The sequence below is a fragment of the Pseudoflavonifractor sp. MSJ-30 genome (assembly GCF_018918045.1).
GTDB lineage: Bacteria > Bacillota > Clostridia > Oscillospirales > Oscillospiraceae > Faecousia.
In genome coordinates this window covers 1-24180 of sequence record NZ_JAHLPU010000052.1, presented here as the reverse complement: position 1 = coordinate 24180, position 24180 = coordinate 1, and the positions used below count along the sequence as shown (strand labels likewise).

The following is a 24180-nucleotide window of genomic DNA, read 5'->3' as shown; positions in this document are numbered from 1 at the left end:
GCTGCGGGAGAGGGCACAAAAACAACTAATTCAGCGGGCAACAAAACCGACCTTCTTATAGACCTTCCGCAGGGTCTTCTCAGCCACATAGCTTGCCTTCTCGGCGCCGGCCCTATAGACCTGCTCCAGATAAGCCTTGTCCTTCATGATGCGGGCGGCTTCCTCCCGGATGGGACGCAGGGTCTCCACCACAGCCTCGCCCACGGCGGGTTTGAACGCGCCGTAGCCCTGTCCGGCAAATTCCGCCTCGATCTGCTCGAAGGTCTTTCCGGTGCAGGCGGCGTAGATGGTCATCAGGTTGGAAACACCGGGCTTGTTCTCCTTGTCGTAACGGACGCAGTTCTCCGTATCGGAGTCCGTAATGGCACGTTTGAACTGACGCATAATGGTCTCGGGGGTATCCATCAGGATGACGCGGCCGGTGTCCTCGTTCTCGGACTTGCTCATTTTGGCAGCGGGATTGGTCAGGCTCATGATCCGCGCGCCGACCTTGGGCACAAAGGGCTCCGGCATCTTGAAGACGTCCCCATAGACGCCGTTGAACCGGCGGGCAATGGTGTGACACAGCTCCACGTGCTGCTTCTGATCCTCGCCAACGGGCACCAGATCCGGCTGGTACAGCAGGATATCGGCAGCCATCAGGCTGGGATAGGAGAACAGGCCGCCGTTGATATTGTCGGCATTCTTGGCGGACTTGTCCTTGAACTGGGTCATGCGGCTCAGCTCACCGAACATGGAATAGCACTGCAGCACCCAGCCCAGCTCCGCGTGCTGGTGGACATGGCTCTGGATGAACAGGGTGTTCTTTTCGGGGTCCAGACCGCAGGCAATGTATTGGGCCAACTGCTCCAGTGTCCGGCGGCGCAGGTCCGCGGGGTTCTGGCGAACGGTAATGGCATGGAGGTCGGCCATGAAATAGAAGCAGTCATAGTCGTCCGCCCGCTCAGCCCAGTTTTTCACCGCCCCCAGGTAGCTGCCCAGGGTCAGATCACCGGAGGGCTTGATGCCGGAGAGCATTCTTTTCTTGGGGGTTTCCTGTGTTACTTCGCTCATAATAAACGCTTCCTTTTTCGTTTTCTTCATTTTATCATAGCAAAATTGGTTACGCAAGAGAATTCTCAAAATAAAAAAATCGGCACAGACCAACTTTCAGGCCTACACCGACATTGCTTTTCACATTTTGAGAAACCTTCTCAAAAATCCGGGCATGACAATGTAAGCTCGTTTCCAGGCCACCAAGCCCACACGAGCCACGCCGCGAACAAATTGGAAACATGCAGCATTGCCATTACCTCCCTGATTTTTCCTTATCCTATCACCATCTTTTTGAAAAGTCAAGCGCTTTTGAATTGATTTCTCCGGCACAATATGGTATACTCTATGCTAGATTTTTATACAAAGAGGTAGATTCTATGGATTATCAAGCACTTGCTGAGCTTTTGTTTCCGGATGTGACCGACACGCCTGAAGCACTGGAGGAGCGGTTTCCGCCGAGAAACCTGCCCGAAGGGGCGGTCGTTACCCGAATGGCCCCCTCTCCCACGGGTTTCGTGCACCTGGGCAACCTGGTACAGGGCATGATCTCCGAGCGGATGGCCCACCGGTCGGGCGGCGTTCTGTTCCTGCGTGTAGAAGACACCGATGCCAAACGGGAGGTTCCCGGAGCCGTGGAGGTTCTGATTGAATCTCTGAAGCACTACAACATCCACTTCGACGAAGGCGCCACCATTGACGGCGACTTCGGCAATTACGGCCCCTACCGGCAGCGCCAGCGGGCGGACATTTACCATGTGTACGCCAAAAAGCTGGTTTCCGAGGGCAAGGCCTACCCCTGCTTCTGCACGGAAGAGGAGCTGACCGCCATGCGGGAAAAGCAGGAGGCCAACAAGGAGACCACCGGCTACTACGGCCCCTATGCCGTCTGGCGTGACCGGAGCATGGAGGAAATCAGGGAACAGCTGGCAGCGGGTAACCCCTGGGTGCTCCGCTTCCGCTCTACGGGCTCCATTGAGCACCAGTTCAAATTTGACGACCTGGTAAAGGGCAAGCTGACCATTACGGAGAACAACGTGGACCATGTGCTGCTGAAATCCGACGGCATTCCCACCTATCACTTTGCCCACGCCGTGGACGACCACCTGATGCGCACCACCCATGTGGTCCGGGGCGACGAGTGGCTGTCCACCCTGCCCTTCCATATCCAGCTGTTCCAGGCTCTGGGCTTTAAGCTGCCCAAGTACGTCCATATTGGACCTCTCATGAAGATGGACGGCAATTCCAAGCGGAAGCTCTCCAAGCGGAAAGACCCGGAACTGGCGCTGACCTACTACAAGGCGGAGGGCTTCTCCACCAGCGCCATGCGGGAATACCTGATGACCGTGCTGAACTCCAACTTTGAGGACTGGCGGCGGGCCAATCCCGACGCGGACATCGATACCTTCCCCTTCAGCCCCAAGAAGCTGAATCCCGCGGGCTCCCTGTTTGATTACGCCAAGCTCATTGATGTTTCCAAGAATGTCATTTCCCGCATGAGCGCCGAGGATGTTTACGCCCAGCTTACCGGGTGGGCAGAAGAATTCCAGCCGGACTTTGCCGAAAAGCTGGAGGCAGATCCCTCCTATGCCAAGGCCATCCTGGCCATCGGCCGGGGCGGCAGGAAACCCAGAAAAGATCTGGCTACCTGGAAGGACGCCCGGGACTACATGGGCTTCTTCTATGACGAATACCTGGAACAGCCCGTATTTGACGCGAAGTTTGACAAAGCGGTGATTGCCGATGTGCTGAAACGTTTTCTGGAGAGCTTTGACATGGCGGATGATTCCGTTGTCTGGTTCAACAAGGTCAAAGCCATTACGGAGGCCATCGGCTTTACCACCGATATGAAGGCCTACAAGCAGGATCCCGAAGCCTATCCCGGCACCGTGGCGGACGTTTCCACCTTCCTGCGTCTGGCTGTTACCGGTAAAACCAACTCCCCGGATCTGTACACCGTTATGCAGCTGCTGGGGAAGGACCGTACCACCGCAAGGATTCACGCGGCCCTGGAAACCCTGGCCTGAGAGAAAGCCCTTTTGTAAATTTTCCCGGCATGGGCTATGACGGATTGACTTTTCCCGTCAAATTGACTATAATGTAGGTATCAAAAAAACGCATTGGAGGCGATGTTATGGAAAAGAAAATCATTACCATCAGCCGTGAGTTTGGTGCCGGTGGACGTACCATTGGCCATTTGGTCGCGGATAAACTGGGGATTCCTTTCTATGACGGCAAACTCGTTGAAGATATTGCAAAAGAATCCGGCTTCGCGCCGAAATTCGTGGAAGAGCATTCTGAGCACTCCCCCAGCGGCAGTGTGTTCTCCTATGCCTTCGCGCCCCAGGGCGTGCCCGGCATCATGAACGGCCTGTCCACGGCAGACTATCTGTGGAACGCCCAGTGCAACGTTATTTTGCAGCTGGCTGACAAGGGCCCCTGCGTCATCGTAGGCCGGAATGCGGACTATATCCTGAAGGACCGGGCTGACGCGTTGCACATCTATGTCAGCGCTGATCGGGAATTCCGGGAGAAGCACATCGTAGAGCTCTACGGCGAGACCGATAAGACCCCCGAGCAGCGTCTGAACGAAAAAGACAAGCGCCGCCGGGTGAACTACCAGCACTACACCGGCCGCACCTGGGGTCAGGCACAGAACTATGACCTCTGCCTGCGTTCCAGCACTCTGGGCTTTGATCAGTGCGCCCAGATCATCATCAACGCAATCGAGCAGTCCAAGAAAAAGTAAGCGATAGAAATTGATCCCGCAGCCGTTTGGCTGCGGGACTTTTTTATACCTGCGCGGGTTCCTTTTTCTCTTCGTCAATATGGATGCTGACGCCGTTGACCTCAACATTTTCATCGGCGCAGATCATGATGTACTTCACGCCGCCGATGACCCTTGTCTCGATGAGATCACTCCGGGTGGGGTCCACCTTGATGGACACATCCGGGGTCTTGATTTCAAAGCGCTTGCTGTCGATGATGTTTTTGGGATGCAGGTCCGCTTCAAAGCCGAAGGTCTCGTCATAGTCCACGCTGAACTTCGCCAGATGCTCCTCGGATACGCCGCAGGAGGCCAGCGCTTCCTTGACGTCCGCCTTGGCAATCATCAAAGGCTCCGGGACCTTGGCCTCCTTGTGCAGCTCAATGCGCTGGCACAGCTGGTCATGAACGGTCTGCACAACGTCCAGATTGCACTCCTCCCCCAGGGCCGTGGTCAGCAGTGACTCAAAGCATTTTTTCTGCTCGGCGGCGGGCATGGGGACAGGGGTATTGAACAGAGCCTCAATGAGCGCGTCCTGACTGACCTTGATGTCGTGGGTGTAGTACAGGGCATTATAAATGTTCGTAGCCCGGTTGTCAAAGGCCGGGAACAGGAAGCCCAGTACCGGGGCACTGACCGGCTGGTTCATAGCCCCATCGTGGAAGAGCTTTTCCTCGGGGACATAGTGCAGATTCGGCTTGGTCTGCTTGACCGGGCAGATGGCGCAGACAATGTAAGTGTACACCTCTTCGGACTTGTCGGAGTCGGACAGATCGTCCTTGCCCTTAAAGGGCACATCGTAGCTGTCGCAGCCCATAAGGATCAGATAATTGCCCTCCATAACCACGGAGTCGATGATTTTCTGGAAAAATCCGTGCAGCAGCTCATCGTCCGCCAGCTTGGAAGCGCGCAGATCCATCAGCAGCTTGTGCTCGGGGCTGTTCGCCACCTGGGAGGTCTTGAAGGTGATATCGATCAGATTCTTGCCGATGGCGCCGGAAAGCACCCGCTTGAAGAGGGCAAAATACTTGTCCCCCTCGTTCTCGAGCATGATGCCGGTGCTTTGGCTGAATTCCGTGATGATCTCCTTATTGTCATTGACAAAGCAGCCGTAGATTTTCGTAATATTGCTGCGATCCCGCCGCAGATGGCGGCGGATCTCGCCGATTTCCTTGTCGTTCATGGTTTAACCTCGCTTTTGTACGAAATGCTTGGCCATTATAGCACAGGTGTTCGGAAAAATCCAGTACAAAAAGGAAGTTACACCATCCGCAGAATGTTCACCAGCATCCGGACGCACTGATGCATATCCTCCACGGGGATATACTCAAAGCGGCCGTGGTAGTTTTCGCCGCCGGTGCAGAGGTTGGGACAGGGCAGACCCTCGAAGGATAGTCTCGCGCCGTCGGTACCGCCGCGGACCGGGACCTCTCTGGGGTCCATCCCCGCCTGACGCATGGCATTCTTGGCCCGTTCCACGATCTCCATGCAGGGCTCGATTTTTTCCCGCATGTTGAAGTAGCTGTCCCGAAGCTGAATCTCCACTGTGCCCGCGCCGTACTTGTCGTTCAGAAAATCGGCAATGGCGGCCATCAGACGCTTCTTCTCCTGGAATTTCGCCATGTCGTGATCCCGGATGATATAGCGCAGCCGGCTGTTTTCCACCTCGCCCTGCATATCGGTCAGGTGGATGAAGCCCTCGTGGCCATCCGTATATTCCGGCTTCTGGGCGGCGGGCAGCAGGCTCTGGTATTCCATGGCGATATACTGGGAATTCACCATCTTGTCCTTGGCGGAGCCGGGATGGATATTCAGGCCATGGAAGGTAACGCAGGCGGAAGCGGCGTTGAAGTTCTCATATTCAATTTCGCCCACTGTGCCGCCGTCGGCGGTGTAGGCATAGTCCGCGCCGAAGCCCTTTACATCAAACCTGTCCGCGCCCCGGCCGATTTCCTCATCGGGGGTAAAGCCGATTTTCAGGGTGGCGTGCTTGCCGCCCTCCCGCAGCAGAATTTCGGCGGCAGTCAGAATTTCCGCCACACCGGCCTTGTCGTCCGCGCCCAGCAGGGTCGTGCCGTCGGTGACGATCAGGTGCTTGCCCTTGTTGTGGGACAGAGACGCGTAATCACGCTCCCGGAGATAGATGCCCTTTTCCTCATTCAGCAGGATATCTCCCCCGTTGAATTCCACGATCCGGGCCTTGATATTGGCGCCGCTGGCATCCGGAGCGGTATCCATGTGGGCAATCAGGCCGATGGTGGGCAGGCTCTCGTCGCCGGGAACCGTGCCGTAGACATAACCGTTTTCGTCCATATGGGCATCGGCAATGCCCATGCTCTTCATTTCCTCCACAATGGCAGCGGCCAGAACCTTCTGATTTGCGGTAGAGGGGCAGGTTTCGGACATCTCATCCGAAGTGGTTTCGTAGCTTACATAGCGCAGGAAGCGCTTTTCGACTGATTCCATGTTGGTCTTCCTTTCTTTGATGAATGATAACGGAAAAAGGGCTGTTAGAAAACGCACTGTCATTGCGAACCAGCGCGCACGCTGGTGTGGCAATCCCCCGGATTTTTGAACATCTTGGTAGTAAAACCAAGCTATTTTCATTCAACCGGGGGGCTGCCACGCCAGTGACATCGGTCACTGGCTCGCAGCGACATACTTCTCTAACAGCCCCTTTGGCTTACTATTTACTTCTTGGCGGCGTTGACCAGCTCAGCGGTATCCTGAGCGATCATCAGCTCTTCGTTGGTGGGAACCACCCAGACCTGAACCTTGGAGTCGGGGGTGGAAATGACCATTTCCTTGCCGCGGGACTTGTTCAGCTCGGGATCCAGCTTGACACCCATGAAGCCCAGGTAGTCGCAGACCATAGCCCGGACCAGGCCGTCGTTCTCGCCCACACCGGCGGTGAAGGTCAGCACATCGATGCCGTTCAGAGCGGCGGCGTAAGCGCCCACGTACTTGGCGACTTCGTAGGAGAACTTCTCCAGAGCCAGAACGCAGTCCTCGTTGCCCTTCTCGGCGCCCTCGCCCAGATCACGGAAGTCGGAGGACACACCGGACAGGGCCAGCATACCGGACTTCTTGTTCAGCATGGTCAGGCAGTCGTCCACGCTCATGTTGTACTTGTTGCAGATGAACTGCACAACGCAGGCATCGATGTCACCGGAGCGGGTACCCATAGGCACACCGGCCAGAGGGGACAAGCCCATGGAGGTATCCATGCACTTGCCGTCCTTGATGGCGGACAGGGAGGAACCGTTGCCCAGATGGCAGTTGACCATCTTAAAGTTCTTCTTGCCGACCAGCTCCGCGGTACGCTTGGCAACATACTTGTGAGAGGTGCCGTGGAAGCCGTAGCGGCGGATGTCGTCATTCTCATAGTACTCCTTGGGAATGGCATAGCGGTAAGCCTTGGGGGGCATGGTCATATGGAAAGCGGTGTCGAACACGGCAACCTGGGGAGTGTTGGGCATAACGGCCTGGCAGGCACGAATGCCCATCAGGTTGGCGGGGTTATGCAGGGGGCCCAGAGGGATGCACTTTTCGATGGCCTTGATGACCTCGTCGTTGATGATGCAGGAGTCGGAGAACTCCATGCCGCCGTGCAGCACGCGGTGACCTACAGCATCGATCTCGTCAACGGACTTGATGACGCCCTCAACAGGGTCAACAAGAATGTCCAGAACCGCGGAAATAGCCTCGGAATGGGTGGGCATGGGAATGTCCTTGACAACCTTCTTGTCGCCCACCTTGTGGGTCAGACGGCCGTCAATGTAGATACGCTCGCACAGGCCCTTGGCAGCAACGTCCCCGGTCTCGGGGTTCATCAGCTGGTACTTCAGGGAAGAACTGCCGGCGTTGATAATCAAAACGTTCATTGGAATCTCCTCCTAAAAATATTGTTTTCTTTTGCTTTGATTTGTGATACAATATCGATGCTATTATATTCCATCTTTCCCAGTTTCTCAACCCCTATCTGAAAATTTTTTGCTTTTGGAGGAAAAACTTTGGCGATTGTCGGCGTTATTTGTGAGTATAACCCCTTTCACAAGGGTCACCAAAAGCAATTTGACCTTATTCGGCAGGAATTTGGCGAAGAAACGGCCATTGTGTGCCTGATGAGCGGAAACTATGTCCAGCGAGGTTCCCCTGCCCTCTTTGACCGGCAAATCAGGACCCGGGCCGCCTTAAACTGTGGAGCTGACCTGGTGTTGGAGCTGCCCGTTACCGGAAGTCTTTCCTCGGCAGAGGGCTTTGCCCGGGCGGGGGTATCGATCCTCTCAGGGCTGTGTGACCGGCTTTGCTTTGGCAGTGAGACGGCAGACCCGGAAGCCCTGACCCAATGTGCGGAAGCCCTGCTGCGCCCCCGGTTTCCCGAGCAGCTTCGGCTTGCCCTGGCCGCAGGAATCAGCTTTCCCACCGCCCGGGTAAAGGCGCTGGAAGCCATGGGCCTTTCCGGTGCGCCTTTGGAGCAGCCCAACGACATTCTGGGGGTAGAATACTGCAAAGCCATTCTGGAACTGGGAAGTTCTCTGAAACCCTATCCCATCTTCCGGCAGGGAAGCTACCACGACTGCTGCCCGGATCCGGAGAACCCCTCCGCTACCTCTCTGCGGGCGTTGGCAGAGAAGAACAGGGATTATTTCTCCTACATTCCGGCCCCGGCGGCAGAATGCTTTCGCTCTGCCCCGGTCCACACGCTGCACTCCGGGGAACGGGCCATTCTCTACCGGCTGCGGACCATGGAGGACAGGGAATTCGAAGCCCTGCCCTATGGCTCAGAAGGACTGTGGCGGCGGTTTATGAAAGCCAGCCGTCAGGAAGCCAGCCTGGAAGATATTCTCAACCGGGTCAAAACCAAGCGCTACACCCGCGCCCGGCTGAACCGCATGGCCCTGTGTGCCTTTCTGGGCATTACGGCGGCGGATTTGGCTTCCCCTGCCCCCTACGCAAGAATTCTGGGCTTTGACGAGGTAGGCAGAACCCTTCTCCGGGGAAACGACTTCTGCAAGAATCTGGGCTGGAAAGATGATTCCCACTATGCCCGGCTGGAAAGCCGGTGCAATGCCCTGTATGGTCTGTTTGGCCGGGAGCAGATTGCCCGGGCCGACCAAGCCGATGACCAGCGGCTAATCTATATTCACAGGTGATTTGATGGTTTTTTCGTCCTATATCTTTCTGTTCGCTTTTCTGCCTCTGGTGCTGGGGGGCTATTATCTGCTGTCCCGTGTGAAAAACCCCATTTGGCAGCGGCTGTTTCTCATTGGGGCCTCTCTCTATTTTTACGGCTACTTTAACCCCAGCTATCTGGTGATCATTGTGGTCTCAATTCTGGCCAACTACATTCTGGCCTACGGCATGAGCCGGAGCAAGGGGGCCGCCGGGACGGTGTTTTTCTGGCTGGGTGTCCTGTTCAATGTGGGGCTTCTGGGCTACTTCAAATACCGGGATTTCTTTGTGGAGAACATCAATGCTCTGTTCCACACCTCCCTGATTCTGAAACGCATTGCCCTGCCGCTGGGTATCAGCTTTTTCACCTTCCAGCAGCTCTCTTTTCTGGTCTCCATCCGCAAGGGCGAGGAGGTTTTGGAGCGGTTTGACGACTACTGCATCTTTGTGCTGTTTTTCCCCCAGCTGGTGGCGGACCCATCGTGCTCTACAGCGAGATGATCCCCCAATTCAAAGACGAAACACGGCGGTACTGGAACTGGGACAATGCGGCAAAAGGCGCGTACATATTTGCCATCGGCCTGTTCAAAAAGGCAGTCATTGCCGATACCCTGGCGCTTTTCGCGGACACCGGGTTTGCCGCTTCCAGCCTGGGCTTCTGCGCCGCCTGGGCCACGGCTCTTTCCTATACCTTCCAGGTCTATTTTGATTTCAGCGGCTATTCCGATATGGCTGTTGGTCTGGGGAAGCTATATAACATCGACATTCCCTTTAACTTCCGCTCCCCCTACCAGTCTGAGAGCATCGGCGTCTTCTGGCGGCGGTGGCACATCACTCTGGGCAGGGCCTTGCAGAGCTACATCTACTTTCCTCTGGGCGGCAGCCGGGAGGGAAAGCTGAAAACCTACCGGAATCTGCTCATCACCTTTCTGGTCAGCGGACTGTGGCATGGCGCCGCCTGGACCTTCGTGCTCTGGGGTGCGCTGCACGGGCTTTTCAACGCTTTGGAACGGGTATTCTCCAAGCCTCTTTCCAAGGTCCCCCATTGGCTGCGGGTGCTCGGCACCTTTTTCATTGTAAATGCCCTGTGGGTGCTCTTCCGGGCAGACAGCTTTGCGAATGCCGCCATGGTCTACCGGGGCATGGCGGACGTTTCCAATCTGGCCCTGACCCAGGTCGGCACTCTGGCGGTGGATGGCTTTGTGGGCATTCCTGTGGTGCTGAACACCGTTTACGTTCTGGGTCTGCTGGCCCTGCTGGCCTTTGTATGCTTCCGGTGCGAAAACAGCTGCCATATGCTTGCGCGTTTCACCTGCGGCAGAAAGACGCGCATTGTGACGGCAATTCTCTTCTGCATTGCCCTGGTACATCTGTCCCGGGAGAGCGTATTCATCTATTTCAACTTCTAAGGAGCAAGCTATGGCAAAAAAATGGCTGCTGCGGCTGCTGGCGCTGATACTGGCAATCGTCCTTCTGATGTGCGCCTGTGCCTATCTGGTAGACCCCTATATGCAGTACCGGGTGCGGGATAACCAATATCTGCTGAATTCCCGGCTTGTGACCCCGGGGCTTATCAAAAATTACGACTATGACACGGTGCTCATCGGCTCTTCAATGATCCAGAACACGGATATGGGGCTGTTCCGGGAAATACTTGGAGGAAAGCCCCTGAAAATCACCACCGGGGCCATCAGTCTGACCGAGATCCAGAAGCTGACCGAAAAAATCAACGAGGTCGGCAAGGCGAAGCATTTTTATATCTGCCTGGATCAATACCTGTTCGCTCCGGAAAAGTGGAACGATATGGACCGGTTCCCGGACTACCTTCTGGACGACAGCCTCCGGAACGACTACCGCTATCTTCTGGGCTATGAGACCTGGATGCGGTTCATCCCCATTGACTTAGGGCTGTCCGCCGCGAAGAAACTCGGCATTTCCCTGCCGGAAAAATTCACCCGGGCCATGAGCATTGACGCGCTGGAGGACTGGCGGGACGACTGGACCTTCGGTGCGGAAGCAACCCTCTCCCTTTACAGCCCGCCGCCTCAGGGCACTTCCTTTGACCCGGAAGCCACGCTCACCCGCATGAAAACGCGTTTCGACGAATATATCTCCCAATTGGATTTTGAAAATGGGGAGTACACCTTCTTCTTCCCGCCCTATTCCGCTCTGTATTGGAACTACGCCCGGGAGGCCGGCAACGCGGAAACCTATCTGGCCTTCAAAGCCTATGCCGAAGGAAAACTTCTGGAATGCAAAAATGTCCGGGTTTTCGATTTTCAGAATGCGGACTTTGTAACCGACCTGGATAACTACAAGGACTACACCCACTATGCCCCGGAGATCAACGACCGGATGCTCGGCTGCTTTGCCAATGGGAAATATCTGGTGACCGCACCGACGGAAACGGAAGCGCTGATTGTCAAGACTGACGCACAGGTTACAGAGCTTCTGGAACGCTATCCGCAGGTCCCCCATTGACAGTATTTCCAGAGCGTTGTCTTCGGCATGCCCGCGGGGCGATGTGGGCATCGCCCCCTACGATGAGGGTGTTTGCTGTATCTCCATGGGGGCCGATGCCTTCATCGGCCCGGGGCGCCGACGGGACGGGCGTGTCCGTCTTTTCTGCCCGCTCTGGCGTCGCCCCTGCGAATTCGCTTGATCACATTTTTTCCGGAAAGGAGCCTCTGCAATGGACTACAAGATTGCCGTTTGCGATGATTCCCAGGCGGACCGGGACTATGTCAGTTCTCTGGCGCGGCGGTGGGCCTCCGAGCGTGGGGACACCGCCCGCATTGAGCTGTTTTCCTCCGCCGAGAGCTTTCTATTTCAGTACGCCGAGGAGAGCGACTTTGACATTCTGCTGCTGGACATTGAAATGGGCGGCATGGACGGGGTAACCATGGCCAAAAAGCTGCGCCGGGACAACGACACCGTTCAGATCATTTTCATCACCGGCTACTCTGACTACATTGCCGAGGGCTACGAGGTGGCGGCGCTGCACTATCTTATGAAGCCCCTGGATGAAAACAAGCTCTTCTCCGTGCTGAATCGGGCCGCTGAAAAGCTGCAAAAGAACGAAAAGGTGCTGCACCTGGAGCTTTCCGGGGAGATGGTCCGCTTGCCTGTCCACCGCATCCGCTGGGCAGAGGTCAGCGGCAACTATGTCACCATTCACGCCCTCCAGGACTACACCGTGAAAATGACTCTGGGCCAGCTGGAAAAGGAGCTGGATGAGCGGTTCTTCCGGGTCGGCCGCTCTGCCATCGTGAATCTGACCCAGATCAGCCGGGTGACCAAAGGGTCGATCATGCTCACAGGCGGCGGCTCCGTCCCCCTGCCCCGGGGAGCCTATGAGGCGGTCAACCGGGCAATCATTGCAATGAGGTAAGCAAAAATGGGATTCTTTTCCAAACGTGTGGACCGGCAGCTGCAGGCCTACCAGCAGGAGCTGATCGAGACCCACTACCGGGAAGTGGACAATATGTATAAGCAAATTCGGGGCTGGCGGCATGACTACCGGAACCACATCCAGGTTATGAAGGCCTACGCCGCCAAGGGCGACTGGGAAGCCATCCGGAACTACCTGGACCTTCTTGATCAGGATTTGACCACCGTGGACACCGTTATCAAAACCGGCAACGCCATGACGGACGCCATTCTGAATTCCAAGATCTCCCTTGCCAAGTCCAAGGGCATCCGGGTCATTGCCGACGCCCATATCCCCGTGAAGCTCAAGTCCTCGGAAATTGACCTGTGCTGCATCCTCGGGAACCTCTTTGACAACGCCATTGAGGCCAGCCTGCCCCTGCCGGAGGACAAAAGGCTCATCCGGGTATACATGGACATGAAGAACACCCAGCTCTATATCTCCTTTACGAATTTCACCGCCGGAAAGAAGCTGCCAAAGCTGGGGGGCCGCTTCCGCACCACCAAGGGCGAGGGCCACGGCTTCGGCCTGGTGCGCATCGACGCCATTGTGGAACGTCTGGAGGGCTACATCAGCCGCAACAGCGAGGACGGAGCCTTCACCACCGAGATCCGGCTGCCGCAGGTGTAAAGAACGGATGTCATTGCGAACCAGTGACCGATGTCACTGGTGTGGCAATCCCCCCGTCAGACGTAAAAAGCCTGAATCTTCTGCCAAACTGTTTGAATATCCGGGGGTTCCCACACCAGCGTGCGCGCTGGTTCGGAATGACAGCGACTTTTTATGGCCTCTTGCCGTTTGAAAGCCGCCTGCATTGCAATTCATCCCCCGAAAACTACCGTTCATCCCCGGAATGCTCCGGGGATGTGTTTCTATGATAGGATTGTGTCACAAAAGAGGTGTTTCCCTATGAAAGAAAACAAGCAAAAGCAGCCCTATAATACGCTGCAAAACACAGTCTGGGCGCTTTCCATCGGCTGGCACACCCGGCGGCGGGGGCTGATTCTCTACGCTCTGGTTGCCCTGGCCGAAATTCTGAACAATCTGGCCGGACTTTACATCGCTCCAAAGGTTCTGGGGCTGGTGGAGCGGCACGCAGCCCTGCCCACATTGATCGGCGCCATTCTTCTTTTCACAGCGGCTTTGCTGCTGACACAGGGTGGAAAAGCCTATTGCGGAAAATACGCCACGTTCTGCGTTGTGGAAATCCGAAGCGCCATAATTATGCTCATAGGCCGAAAATTCAACGAAACCGCCTATCCAAACACCATGGACCCGGCGTTTCAGCGGCTGGGGAACAAGGCACTGGATGCCACGGAGAGCAACGTGTCCGCTACAGAAGAGATTTTCCGCACCCTGTCCACCCTGCTCACCAATGTGGGTGGGCTGCTGGTCTACCTTACCATTCTTTCCGGCCTGAATCCCTGGCTGCTGGCACTGATGGCCGCCACCTGTCTTGGCGAATTTGCCGCCTCCCGGTACAAGGACAACTGGATATACGCCCACCGGGATGACGGCAACACTTACTATCACAAGAAGCGATACCTTCGCGACAAGGCCGAATCTATTACGTTCGCTAAGGACATCCGCATTTTTGGACTGCAAAACTGGATGTTCGACCTGCTTGACAGCGTCCATGACGCGTGTCTTGCCTTTTTTCTGAGAATAGAAAAAAAACGGCTGCTGGTGGACCTGGTCGGCGCTGTGCTGACCGTGGCCCGGAACGGCATTGCCTATTGGTATCTGATTCGGCTGGCTCTGACAGACGGGCTGACGGTATCCCAGTTCGTTCTCTATTTCACCGCCGCCACCACCTTTACCGCATGGGTTCTCGGCATTCTCGGAAACCTCAGCACCCTGAACAGGCAAAGTCTGGATATCTGTCAGGTGCGGGAATTTCTGGAATTCCCGGAACCCTTCCGGGGCGAGGACGGCGATCCCGTTCCCAAAACGAACCGGTACGAGCTGCGGCTGGACCATGTGTCCTACCGCTATCCCGAGGCGGAGGCGGACACCATTCATGACCTGTCCCTGACCATCCGGCCCGGCGAAAAGCTCGCCATTGTTGGCCTGAACGGTGCCGGAAAGACCACTCTGGTCAAGCTGCTGTGCGGACTGCTGGATCCTACGGAAGGAACTGTGCTTCTGAACGGTACGGACATCCGGACCTTTGACCGAAAGAAATACTATGCCCTCTTCAGCGCCGTTTTCCAGGAGTACGCCCTGCTGAGCACCACGGTTGCCGACAACGTGGCCCAATCCGTGGACGGGATCGACGAGAAAAAAATCTGGGATTGTCTGGAAAAGGCCGGACTGACCACGACCATCCGGGCTTTGCCCAATGGCATCCATACCCATGTAGGCCACGAAATTTTTCTGGACGGCGTGCTTTTCTCCGGCGGCCAGACCCAGCGGCTCATGCTGGCCCGGGCACTCTATAAGGACGGCCCCATTCTCCTGCTGGACGAACCCACCGCCGCTCTGGACCCCATCGCCGAAAACGACATCTACCGGAAGTACAGCGCCATGACGGCGGGGAAGACCTCCGTGTTCATTTCCCATCGGCTGGCCTCCACCCGGTTCTGCGACCGCATTCTGTTCCTTGACCACGGCAGGATTGCCGAGGAGGGCACCCATGAGGCGCTGCTGCGCAAAGGCGGCGGCTACGCGGCGCTGTTTGAAGTCCAGAGCCGCTACTATCAGGAAGGGAGTGATTTCTGATGAAGCATACCATGCGGGAACATTTTTCCATGGAACTGCGGGCAATCAAAATGCTGCACGGGGTATCGCCGAAGTTTTTCCCCATTGTTACCATCAATAACACACTGGCGGCCCTGCTGCCCTATGTGACCGTATTCTTTTCGGCAAAAGTCCTCTCGGAGCTTGCAACCCAGCGGCGGCCGGAGGTACTCTGGAAATGGGTGATTCTTACCGCTCTGACGACCGGTATCCTCGCTATCCTCAGCGCCTTTTTCAAGGAGCGTGAGGAAACGCTGCTGGACGATATCTGGGGAAGAAAGGAAATACTCTTCTGCAAAAAGGCCATGTCCATGGACTTTGCTGACGCGGACAGGCAGGAGACCCGGGACCTCCGGGCGCAGATCGCCCAGAATGAAAACTGGAGCGGCCTTGGCCTGATGTATGCCGCCATTGTTTACAAAGAAATGGTAAAGGGCGTCATCGGTATTCTCGGCGGCGTCGCCCTGACGGTCAATCTCTTTGCCATACCGGTACCGGAAAGCGCCGGGAATCTTCGGATCCTCAATAGCCCGCTGCTCATTTTTCTCTTTGCGGCGGTACTGATCGGCGTCAGTATGCTGGCCGGATTTCTCTACGGAAAGGTAGCCGACTATACCAATCGGCTAACCAGGGACGCCACTTTCGGCAACCGCGTCTTTACTTATATGTGTACATTTCCATTTGCCAAAAATAACCGTCTGGATATTCGGATCTACAATCAGCAGCCTCTGATCAGCCGAGCCTACAGCGACAATAATGCCGTCTTCTCAGCGGACGGATCCTTTGGCAGAGCCGCCCGGGGGCCTATGGGCCTCTGCTCCGCCCTGGCCGTCAGCATTTCCGCCGTGACCACCGGCTTTATCTATGTTTTCACCTGCCTGAAAGCCTGGGCTGGTGCCTTTGACGTGGGCAGTGTGACCCAGTATGTGGGAGCCGCCACGGCGCTGGCCGGTTCCGTCTATGCCATGCTGGAAGCCTACGGCGATATGAAGGCCAACACGGAGCACCTGGCAACCACTTTCCGCTATCTGGATATGCCCAACGCCATGTATCAGGGCAGCCTGACCACGGAAAAGCGGGCAGACCGGAACTACCAGGTGGAATTCAGAAATGTTTCGTTCAAATATCCCGGCAGCGAAACCTGGGCGCTGCGAAACGTTTCCATGAAGTTCCAAATCGGCAAGCGTCTGGCCATCGTTGGGGAAAACGGCAGCGGCAAGACCACCTTTATTAAGCTCTTGTGCCGCCTGTACGACCCTCAGGAGGGGGAAATTCTTCTAAACGGCATCGACATTCGGAAATACCGGTATGACGACTATATGGGCATTTTCTCCATCGTCTTCCAGGACTTCCAGCTGATTTCCCAGAGCCTGGGCAGCAATGTGGCGGGCTCTGTAGACTATGACGCGCAGCGGGTGAAAAAAGCCCTGACGGACGCGGGCTTCGGCCCCCGGCTGGAAAGCCTGCCCAAAGGACTGGATACCCAGCTCTACAAGGACTACGGCGAGGACGGCATTGAGGTTTCCGGCGGCGAGGCCCAGAAGATCGCCATTGCCCGGGCGCTTTACAAAAACGCCCCCTTTATCATCCTGGACGAGCCCACGGCGGCTCTGGATCCCATGGCCGAGGCGGAGATCTACGCCAAGTTCAATGAGATTTCCGGCGACAAAACCGCCATATACATCAGCCACCGGTTGTCCAGCTGCAAGTTCTGCGACGAGATCCTGGTGTTCCACCAGGGCGCCATTGTCCAGCAGGGCACCCATGAGGCGCTGCTTTCCCGGAAGGACGGCAAATACGCCCAGCTGTGGAATGCTCAGGCGCAGTATTACACCAAGTAACCACATAAGTCTATGGGGCTGTCTCACCAGGCACCCCTATGGGTCAAAATAGCCAAAATATAAAATGTCATTGCGAACCAGTGACCGAGTCACTGGTGTGGCAATCCCCCGGATAGGAGTAAAATCCAAGATTTTCTAACGTAGATGTTTGAAGATCGGGGGGATTGCCACACCAGCCTGCGGGCTGGTTCGCAATGACATTCTTCTGTTTGGGCACTTTGCTATTTTGAGACAGCCCCTTTTATCTGCCGCGCACATCATTCTTAAGAAAACGTTAGGACACAGCCGCGCCATTTGTGGTATAATGGTCAAAAAAGACCGGGAGGTATTTCCCATGCAGGAGAATATTCTTCTTGTGGAGGACGACCCATATCTTTCTCAGGGGCTTACGGAGCTGCTGCAAAAAAACGGCTATTCTCCCTTCCCTGCCGCCGCGGTTTCCCAGGCAAGAGCGGCCATTCAAAGCCGGGGCTTTGATCTTCTGATTCTGGACGTGACCCTGCCGGACGGGGACGGCGTTTCCTTCTGCCGGGAGCTGCGGAAGCAGGGCCGCGCCACGCCCATTCTGTTTCTCACCGCCCGGGACGAGGAATTCGACATCGTCCGGGGGCTGGACGCCGGGGGCAACGACTATGTGACCAAGCCCTTCCGCATTCAGGAGCTGCTCAGCCGCATCCGGGTACTGCTGCGCAAGGACTTCGGCCCTCTGGCCCGGGGCAGCCTGCTGCTGGACACCCAGCGGATGCAGGTCAGCCGGGCGGGAGAAATCCTGCCCCTGACTCTGACAGAATACCGGATCCTTCTCTGCCTCATCCGGCAGCGGGGCGTCGCCACCAGAGATATTCTTCTGAACGCCCTGTGGGACAATGACGGGATATTTGTGGACGACAACACACTTTCCGTCCATGTAAGCCGCCTGCGGGAGAAAATCGGCAGCGACCATATTCAGACCATTCGGGGGGTGGGCTACAAATGGGTGGATTGATTCTTGTACTTGCCCTTGCGTGCCTTGCGCTGTTATCCATGCTGTTTATCCGGCACCGCCGAATGCAAAGGCTCTCCCGGCAGGCGGAGGCTTTTCTGGACGGGACCGAAACGCCCCTTCCCTGCGCTCTGTCCGACGGGTCCGCCGCCCGGCTGCAAAATGCCCTTTCCCGGCTGGAAAACGCCCTGCTTCTGTCCCGGGAGCAGACGAAGCAGGAGGCCAAGCGCAGCGCCGATCTGCTGACAGACATTTCTCACCAACTGAAAACGCCGCTGGCGTCCCTGCAGCTCTTTCTGGAACTGGACAGCGGGCCACACCTGGAAGAGGAGCAGGCCCAGCTGGAACGGATGCAGACACTCATTTCCAATCTGCTGCGGCTGGAACGGCTGTGCGCCGATGGCTATACCTTCCACTTTGAAAGCCATGATCTGTACACCTTGGCCGAAAACTGCTGGCAGCCCCTGGGCCTGCTGTACCCGGAAAAGCAGTTTCTTATCTCCGGGTCGGCTGTGCTGCACTGTGACGAGATCTGGATGGGCGAGGCCATCACAAACCTGCTGAAAAATGCCTGCGAGCATACACCCGCCCGGGGCCACGTTTCCATGGAGCTGACCCAATTTCCTCAGGAGGTGCGGCTGCGAATCCGGGACAACGGCGGAGGCGTCGCCCCGGAGGTGCTGCCCCGGATCTTTGACCGGTTCTACCATGGGGACCACCCGGGCCACGGGGCGGGCATTGGGCTGAGCATCGTCAAGGAAATCGTCTGGCGGCACCACGGCAGCGTCATTGCCGAAAACATCCCCGGCGGGCTGCAGTTTACCCTGTACTTCCCCAGGCTGGAGGAAAGTCTTGCGAAATCGTAAGGCAGCCGTCACCGAGCCGTAAGGCAGAGATGCTATGATACAGGCATCCAAAACAAAGGAGGCAATTCTATGACAATTCTGGAATGCACCGGCCTTTCCCGGCTCTACGGCACCGGCGAGGAGCAGGTCAAGGCCCTGAACGGTATTTCCCTCAGCCTGGAACAGGGCAGCTTTACGGCCATTACCGGCCCCAGCGGCTCGGGAAAATCCACCCTGCTGCATGTGCTGGGCGGTCTGGACCGGCCCACGGTCGGCAAAGTCCTTTTCCGGGAAAAGGACCTGTATCGGCTCAGCGACAATCAGCTGTCCATTCTGCGGCGGCGGCAGTTCGGCTTCGTGTTTCAGAGCTATAACCTGGTCCGGGAACTGACAGGGCTGGAAAACATCCTGCTGCCGCTGATGCTGGACAAGCGCGCACCGGATGACGCTTATCTCAACAAACTCATGGATATTCTGGGCATCCGGCAGCGGCTGGATCACCTGCCCTCGGCCATGTCCGGCGGCCAGCAGCAGCGCTTTGCCATCGCCCGTGCCCTGGCCAACAAACCGGAGATTCTCTTCGCAGACGAGCCAACCGGCAACCTGGACGGCCAAACCGGCCGCATGGTCATAGACCTGCTGCGGGAGCTGAATCGGGAGCTGGGCGTGACATTGGTCCTTGTCACCCACGATCTGGGCGTTGCCGAGCAGGCTGAACGCATTGTCCACCTGACGGACGGCAAAATCGCCCGGGACAGCGGAGGGGCAAACCGATGAAAAAGCTGACCATGAACCGCCTGTCCCTTGCGGGGATCCGGGCCAACAGGAAGGATTACGGCACCCTTGCCCTCAGCGTCTTTCTGGCGGTATTTTTTACCGTAGGTACATTTCTGGGACTGGACGCCATTTATCAGCGGCGAAGATCTGAGCTTGCCGCTATCTACGGCACGGAGGAGGCCATTCTTTTTGACACCGAGGTCACACCGGAAGCGCTGACGGGCCAGGCCCTTGCCAGAAAAGCCGGTTCCGTAACGCTGGTAGGCACTTTGGAGGGGTTTCCCGTCGGGTATTACGATGATACGGCCCGGACGCTTCTTGCCCGGCAATGTCTGCAAGGGCATCTTCCCCGGCAAAGCGGCGAGGTGGCCCTGGACAGGCGGGTCAAAGAACGGCTCTATCCCAAGGCCGCCATTGGAGACACCCTGCTGCTTTCCATTGAGGGCCAGACCAATCAGAAGAAGGAATTCCGCCTTGTGGGTGTTCTGCAGGGGCAGCATGAGGACGATACGCAGGACGCCTTTGCGGATATTCTCCCGGAGGGGTCTCTGAATTTCCCCCAGGTGCTGCTGTTTGACGCGGAAGGGATGCCCCCTTTGAACCGGCATGTGGTACTCACCTTTCCTCTGGGCGGCAGCCTGGAAAAGCTGAAAAGCGCCTACCCGGCGGAAACTCTGGTAGGCATACAGCCCTCCGGCGGGATGTATTTCGACAAGCCCATGTTCAACACCTTCCAGCTTCTGAAGGACACCATCAATATGGGCTCTTCTCTGATTCTGGCAGGCTTCTGCCTGCTGCTTGGCTCCATAATTGGCATTTTCAGCGCCGTCAGCGGGCAATACCAGCGAAAGGAGACGCAATATGCCCTGCTGCGCACCATCGGCGCCACCCGGCAGCAGATCCGGGATATCAGCAGCCGGGATGCTCTGGTTCTGACGCTGCTGACGGCCCCGGCGGGCGGGCTCTGCGCCATCGGTTTTGTGGAACTGCTGCGGCTGCTGTTTCCGGAGAGTTTGCCGGAGCGTCCCAGATTTTTCTGGGCGCTGGCGGGCATTGCGCTGGCGGCGGTTCTGGTCTGGATTGCCGCACGGCTCCCGGCGCTTTTTTCCGGCTTTCAGAGTGGAGATGGGCTGCGGATTCGGAAACTGCGTTCCCGGAAAGCATATTCTCTGCCGGAGCTTTGGAATGCGCGGTGTCTCCGCGCTCACCCGTTCCGGGCCGCGGCCTCAATTTTGCTGATTACCCTTCTGTATCTTTCCGCGGTACTCTCCGTCAATTACGCCGTGAACAGCTGGCGAAATATGCCGGATCCTGAGGCTCTCGGCGATCAGAATCTGGAATTACGAACCACCTACTACGCAAGCGTAAACAACGGCTGCTTCACCGCAGAGCCTGCCTACCATCTGACGCCTGAGGCTGTGGACACGCTGAAAGCCATGTCGGGCGTTGCCTCAGCGGACGGCATCTGGTACGGCACCGTTATGGCCCTGACGGACCATGTGGGAAGCTATTACCCCATGCTTGGGCTCTCCAATGAACACCTGATGCAGTACCGAAAGGAAGTCCTGACGCAACGGGGGCTGGAAGAAATGGGACGTTCCTCCTACCAAAGAGCTGTAGCAATCGAGCAGGCATTGAAAAGCTATCTGAATACGGACAAGATTCCCTACACCCTGCAGCTGGTCGTTGTGTCGGACATTGCGGCGCTTCAGGATTCTCTTCTTTCCGGCAGCATCGATGTGGATGCCATTAATGCGGGTACGGCGGTGCTTGTCAATATGCCGACCATGTATCTGAATGAGGATGCCTATGGGTATCAGGGCATTTCCAGTTCCCCCAGGGACAAGGTCGTCTCTGTGATTGAGAACGATCAAATCGCTCTGGGAGAAACTCTTTCCCTGTTTCAGCTGCATATGAATGCGGCTGAGGCAGCGAATTACGACCTGTCAGGCGATGATCCCGAAGCGCTGCCCTTTGACAAAGCGGTCCTGCGGCAGGCTTCCCCCAAGGTCTGCGGGATGGTAGACGAAAATTTTGTCCTCTTCCCCACCGGCGCGATCATCACCACCCCGGAGGGCATCCGGAATATGGGTCTTTCCTATGTCCAGACCCACACGTTCACCGTGACCCTCTCCCCTTCCATAACCAGTCAGGAGCAGGATGCGGTTCTGGGCAAGCTGGAAACTCTGGCCTGCCAGGAGAACCATCTGGCCATCATCGACACTACCAATCTCTGGCAGGCCTTCGCGGCAAGCAACCTGCGGCACATCCTCTTTCGCTGTGCCATTACCGCCATGCTGCTTCTTCTTACACTTCTGGAAATTCAGGGGAGTCTGCGCTGGCTCATCCGCTCCGAGCAGAAAAATCTTGGCATTCTCCGTGCTGTCGGCGCGGAGACCGGGACGCTGGAATCCCTCTGGAGGCGGCAGATCTATGTCTATACGGTCGCCGGACTGCCCATCTCCGCGGCCATCTACGGCATCAGTCAGATGCCCAGATACACGCCTGCCCTGCTCGACAATATGCGTTACAACTGTTCGCTTCCGCTCTTCCTTGGTATACTGATCGTATCCGCCCTGTTGGTACTTGCCTTGAATCTGGCATTTCTGCGCGGTACCATGAAACGTATGGAACAGCAGAATATCCTGGACAGTATCCGTGATGAATGAACGCGCGCCCCGGAGAACAAGGATTCTCCGGGGCGCGTACTTATGGGTTATGTCAAAGGTACCTCGATCGTAGGTTCGTAGGTCTGCGGATCACGGAACACAAGTCCTGTTGCCTGGGAAAGATCGACGATGCCCTCACGGGCCTCGAATTCCACATAGAACAGGAGCTTCTCCAAATCGCTGTAGCCCTCTGTGCGGCTCTGGACAGAAACCATAGAGCCGTCCTTCAGGCGAATGCCCGCAATGGCAGGCTGCAAGAGTTCCAGTTCATCAAAGCCCTCCAAAGGACTGTCCAGCTGGTAGTTCAGGCGACCGGACATGGGGCCAATTGTAGCTGTCAAAAGAGTCGGGCCCTCCGGTCCAAACCGGTAGTTGGGAGTAGCCGTAACCGCATCTGTCGTACCATTCAGGGGAATCGTCAGCGCCCAGTTGCCAGACACAAGCTGCTCCTGCTCCAGATTGCCTCTTGAGACCGCGGTTTCCTGCCCGAAGCCTGTAAAGTAAACGGTCAGGTTCTTTCCGAGAACGGATCCGTCCGTATTCTGGAAGCGGAAATCAAGGGTAAGCTCCATACTGCCGTCCGGACGGAAATAGCGGCCCTTGAAGAAACCGTCCTCCCGCACGTCGTCGTCTGTGTAATAGTCCTCTGCCGCAGGGGTTCCATCCTCATAGACGTAAGTCCCGTCGTCCCGAAGAAGGATGCCGTCATAAACATCATAGCTGAAACTGGACCAGAATTCCGGATCCCCATCCAAAGTGCCGGGTTCCAGATACACATAAGGCCGGACACCGTCCGGAAGTTGGAAGCCCTGAATACTCAGAACGATTTTCGCCTGCAGCGCGTCTACAAGCGTCTGTTTGACGGAAATGGTAATGCCCTGATCCGTTACAGAAAGTCCGCTGTCCTCCTGTACTGTCTCCTGAGGATACGTCACAGACAGTCCGTTCTGCTCCGATTGCTTTCGAATGCCCTCACTGGGGTGATAGGCAGCTTCCAGACCGGAAGCCCATTTGGAATAGGCAGCGGCTCCCGTCAACAGCAGAAGCAGTGTTGCCGCAATAGCGGCGATCAACAGGAATCTGGGTTTGGAAGCAGCGCTGTGCCTGTCCGTGGTGCGCGGCTGAGCCGCCTCCACATATGCAGGGTCAATATAGGATAGTCCCTTTAAAATCTCTTTTCCGTTCATACGGCAATGCCCTCCTTTGTTAAAGCCTCCCGCAGCTTTCCTCTCGCACGGAAGAGCTGCATTTTAACCTTACTCTCGCTGACATTCCTCTGTTTTGCGATCTGCGCTATGGAATCCCCGTACCAGTACCGCTGCAGAAAAATCTCCCGGCTCTCCTCCGGTAAAGCAGCCAGAAACGCATTCAGAATTGTTCCGATCTCTCTGGATTGGAAGTGCGCCTCAGCCATGGCATCCGGAACGCACTGCTCCAATTCCTCAGACAAAGAAACAACTTCCGCTTTCCGTTTTACAGCTTTCTGCCAATCCAAACGATTGAAAGACAGATTGCGGCAGATACAGGCCAGAAAACCGAAAAGGAATTTGGGACGCTCCGGCGGGATGGCATTCCAGGTGCGAAGATAGGTGTCATTCACACACTCCCGCGCATCCTCCGCATCCAGCAGAATCGACTTGGACAGGCCCATAAGCCTGCGGCCATAGGCGGCATCCGTCTCAGAAATGGCCTCCTCCCGGCGATTCCAATAGAGTTCAATGATTTGTGTGTCCGTCAAAGTAACACATCCTTTCTGTAGGTCCTACACCTTGGTAGACAGGCTGGAAAGGTATTTGGTCACATGAAACTAAAAAAAGACCGCTTCAAAACGAAGCGGTCAAAGAATGTTGGCATTACCTATCTTCCCGGCAAGTCACCCTGCAAGTATTGTCGGCGCGGACGAGCTTAACTTCTGTGTTCGGG

20 protein-coding genes are annotated in these 24180 nt (G+C 56.4%); 14 read left to right on the top strand and 6 right to left on the bottom strand.

Going from position 1 to position 24180, the window contains the following annotated elements; all coding sequences use genetic code 11:
* Positions 1–30: 30 nt before the first annotated feature.
* Positions 31–1053, bottom strand: coding sequence for a tryptophan--tRNA ligase (gene trpS / locus KQI10_RS08580; protein ID WP_216567008.1), 1023 nt, complete (start codon positions 1051–1053; stop codon positions 31–33).
* A 359-nt stretch (positions 1054–1412) separates the two neighbouring features.
* Between trpS and gltX the strand changes: the two genes are divergently transcribed.
* The gene (gene gltX, locus KQI10_RS08575) at positions 1413–3059 is read left to right on the top strand and encodes a glutamate--tRNA ligase (protein ID WP_216567007.1); all 1647 of its coding nucleotides are present in this window, start codon (positions 1413–1415) and stop codon (positions 3057–3059) included.
* A gap of 107 nt (positions 3060–3166) precedes the next feature.
* Entirely contained in the window at positions 3167–3781 is a 615-nt protein-coding gene (locus KQI10_RS08570) for an AAA family ATPase (protein ID WP_216567006.1), read from the top strand.
* Between the two features lie 43 nt (positions 3782–3824).
* On the opposite strand, the gene KQI10_RS08565 is transcribed toward KQI10_RS08570, so the two are convergent.
* From KQI10_RS08565 to KQI10_RS08555, 3 genes are all read right to left on the bottom strand, one after another.
* Positions 3825–4982 (bottom strand): DUF4317 domain-containing protein, encoded by a 1158-nt coding sequence (locus KQI10_RS08565; protein ID WP_216567005.1) that lies wholly within the window; start codon positions 4980–4982, stop codon positions 3825–3827.
* Positions 4983–5059: 77 nt separating this feature from the next.
* The gene (gene pepT, locus KQI10_RS08560; protein WP_216567004.1) at positions 5060–6265 is read right to left on the bottom strand and encodes a peptidase T; all 1206 of its coding nucleotides are present in this window, start codon (positions 6263–6265) and stop codon (positions 5060–5062) included.
* A 224-nt stretch (positions 6266–6489) separates the two neighbouring features.
* Entirely contained in the window at positions 6490–7683 is a 1194-nt protein-coding gene (locus tag KQI10_RS08555) for an acetate/propionate family kinase (protein ID WP_216567003.1), read from the bottom strand.
* A gap of 129 nt (positions 7684–7812) precedes the next feature.
* Here KQI10_RS08555 and KQI10_RS08550 point away from each other — a divergent pair, with 129 nt between their 5' ends.
* The 12 genes from KQI10_RS08550 (at position 7813) to KQI10_RS08495 (ending at position 22257) form a co-directional block, all read left to right on the top strand.
* A complete protein-coding gene (locus KQI10_RS08550; protein ID WP_216567002.1) occupies positions 7813–8955 on the top strand; it encodes a nucleotidyltransferase family protein in 1143 nt (380 codons plus the stop codon).
* Positions 8956–8959: 4 nt separating this feature from the next.
* A complete protein-coding gene (locus KQI10_RS08545; protein WP_216567001.1) occupies positions 8960–9475 on the top strand; it encodes a hypothetical protein in 516 nt (171 codons plus the stop codon).
* On the top strand, positions 9457–10383 hold the full coding sequence (locus KQI10_RS08540; protein WP_216567000.1) for an MBOAT family O-acyltransferase: 927 nt from the start codon (positions 9457–9459) through the stop codon (positions 10381–10383). The genes KQI10_RS08545 and KQI10_RS08540 overlap by 19 nt, the downstream gene beginning before the upstream one ends.
* A 10-nt stretch (positions 10384–10393) precedes the next feature.
* A complete protein-coding gene (locus KQI10_RS08535; RefSeq protein WP_216566999.1) occupies positions 10394–11455 on the top strand; it encodes a hypothetical protein in 1062 nt (353 codons plus the stop codon).
* Between the two features lie 211 nt (positions 11456–11666).
* Positions 11667–12365 (top strand): LytTR family DNA-binding domain-containing protein, encoded by a 699-nt coding sequence (locus KQI10_RS08530; RefSeq protein WP_216566998.1) that lies wholly within the window; start codon positions 11667–11669, stop codon positions 12363–12365.
* A gap of 6 nt (positions 12366–12371) precedes the next feature.
* Positions 12372–13034, top strand: a complete 663-nt coding sequence (locus tag KQI10_RS08525) for a sensor histidine kinase (protein WP_216566997.1) — start codon at positions 12372–12374, stop codon at positions 13032–13034.
* Between the two features lie 279 nt (positions 13035–13313).
* The gene (locus KQI10_RS08520) at positions 13314–15125 is read left to right on the top strand and encodes an ABC transporter ATP-binding protein (protein ID WP_216566996.1); all 1812 of its coding nucleotides are present in this window, start codon (positions 13314–13316) and stop codon (positions 15123–15125) included.
* Complete coding sequence (locus KQI10_RS08515) at positions 15125–16984, top strand: ABC transporter ATP-binding protein (RefSeq protein ID WP_216566995.1); 1860 nt, start codon at positions 15125–15127, stop codon at positions 16982–16984. Before KQI10_RS08520 ends, KQI10_RS08515 begins: the two co-directional genes overlap by 1 nt.
* Before the next feature lie 334 nt (positions 16985–17318).
* Complete coding sequence (locus KQI10_RS08510; RefSeq protein ID WP_216566994.1) at positions 17319–17969, top strand: response regulator transcription factor; 651 nt, start codon at positions 17319–17321, stop codon at positions 17967–17969.
* Positions 17957–18832, top strand: coding sequence for a sensor histidine kinase KdpD (locus tag KQI10_RS08505; RefSeq protein WP_216566993.1), 876 nt, complete (start codon positions 17957–17959; stop codon positions 18830–18832). Before KQI10_RS08510 ends, KQI10_RS08505 begins: the two co-directional genes overlap by 13 nt.
* A 69-nt stretch (positions 18833–18901) precedes the next feature.
* Complete coding sequence (locus tag KQI10_RS08500; RefSeq protein WP_216566992.1) at positions 18902–19588, top strand: ABC transporter ATP-binding protein; 687 nt, start codon at positions 18902–18904, stop codon at positions 19586–19588.
* Complete coding sequence (locus KQI10_RS08495) at positions 19585–22257, top strand: ABC transporter permease (RefSeq protein ID WP_216566991.1); 2673 nt, start codon at positions 19585–19587, stop codon at positions 22255–22257. Before KQI10_RS08500 ends, KQI10_RS08495 begins: the two co-directional genes overlap by 4 nt.
* Before the next feature lie 47 nt (positions 22258–22304).
* Here the strand turns inward: KQI10_RS08495 and KQI10_RS08490 are convergent, their stop codons facing one another.
* The gene (locus KQI10_RS08490) at positions 22305–23444 is read right to left on the bottom strand and encodes a DUF4179 domain-containing protein (RefSeq protein ID WP_216566990.1); all 1140 of its coding nucleotides are present in this window, start codon (positions 23442–23444) and stop codon (positions 22305–22307) included.
* Positions 23441–23995, bottom strand: a complete 555-nt coding sequence (locus KQI10_RS08485) for an RNA polymerase sigma factor (protein ID WP_216566989.1) — start codon at positions 23993–23995, stop codon at positions 23441–23443. The genes KQI10_RS08490 and KQI10_RS08485 overlap by 4 nt, the downstream gene beginning before the upstream one ends.
* Between the last annotated feature and the right edge of the window lie 185 nt (positions 23996–24180).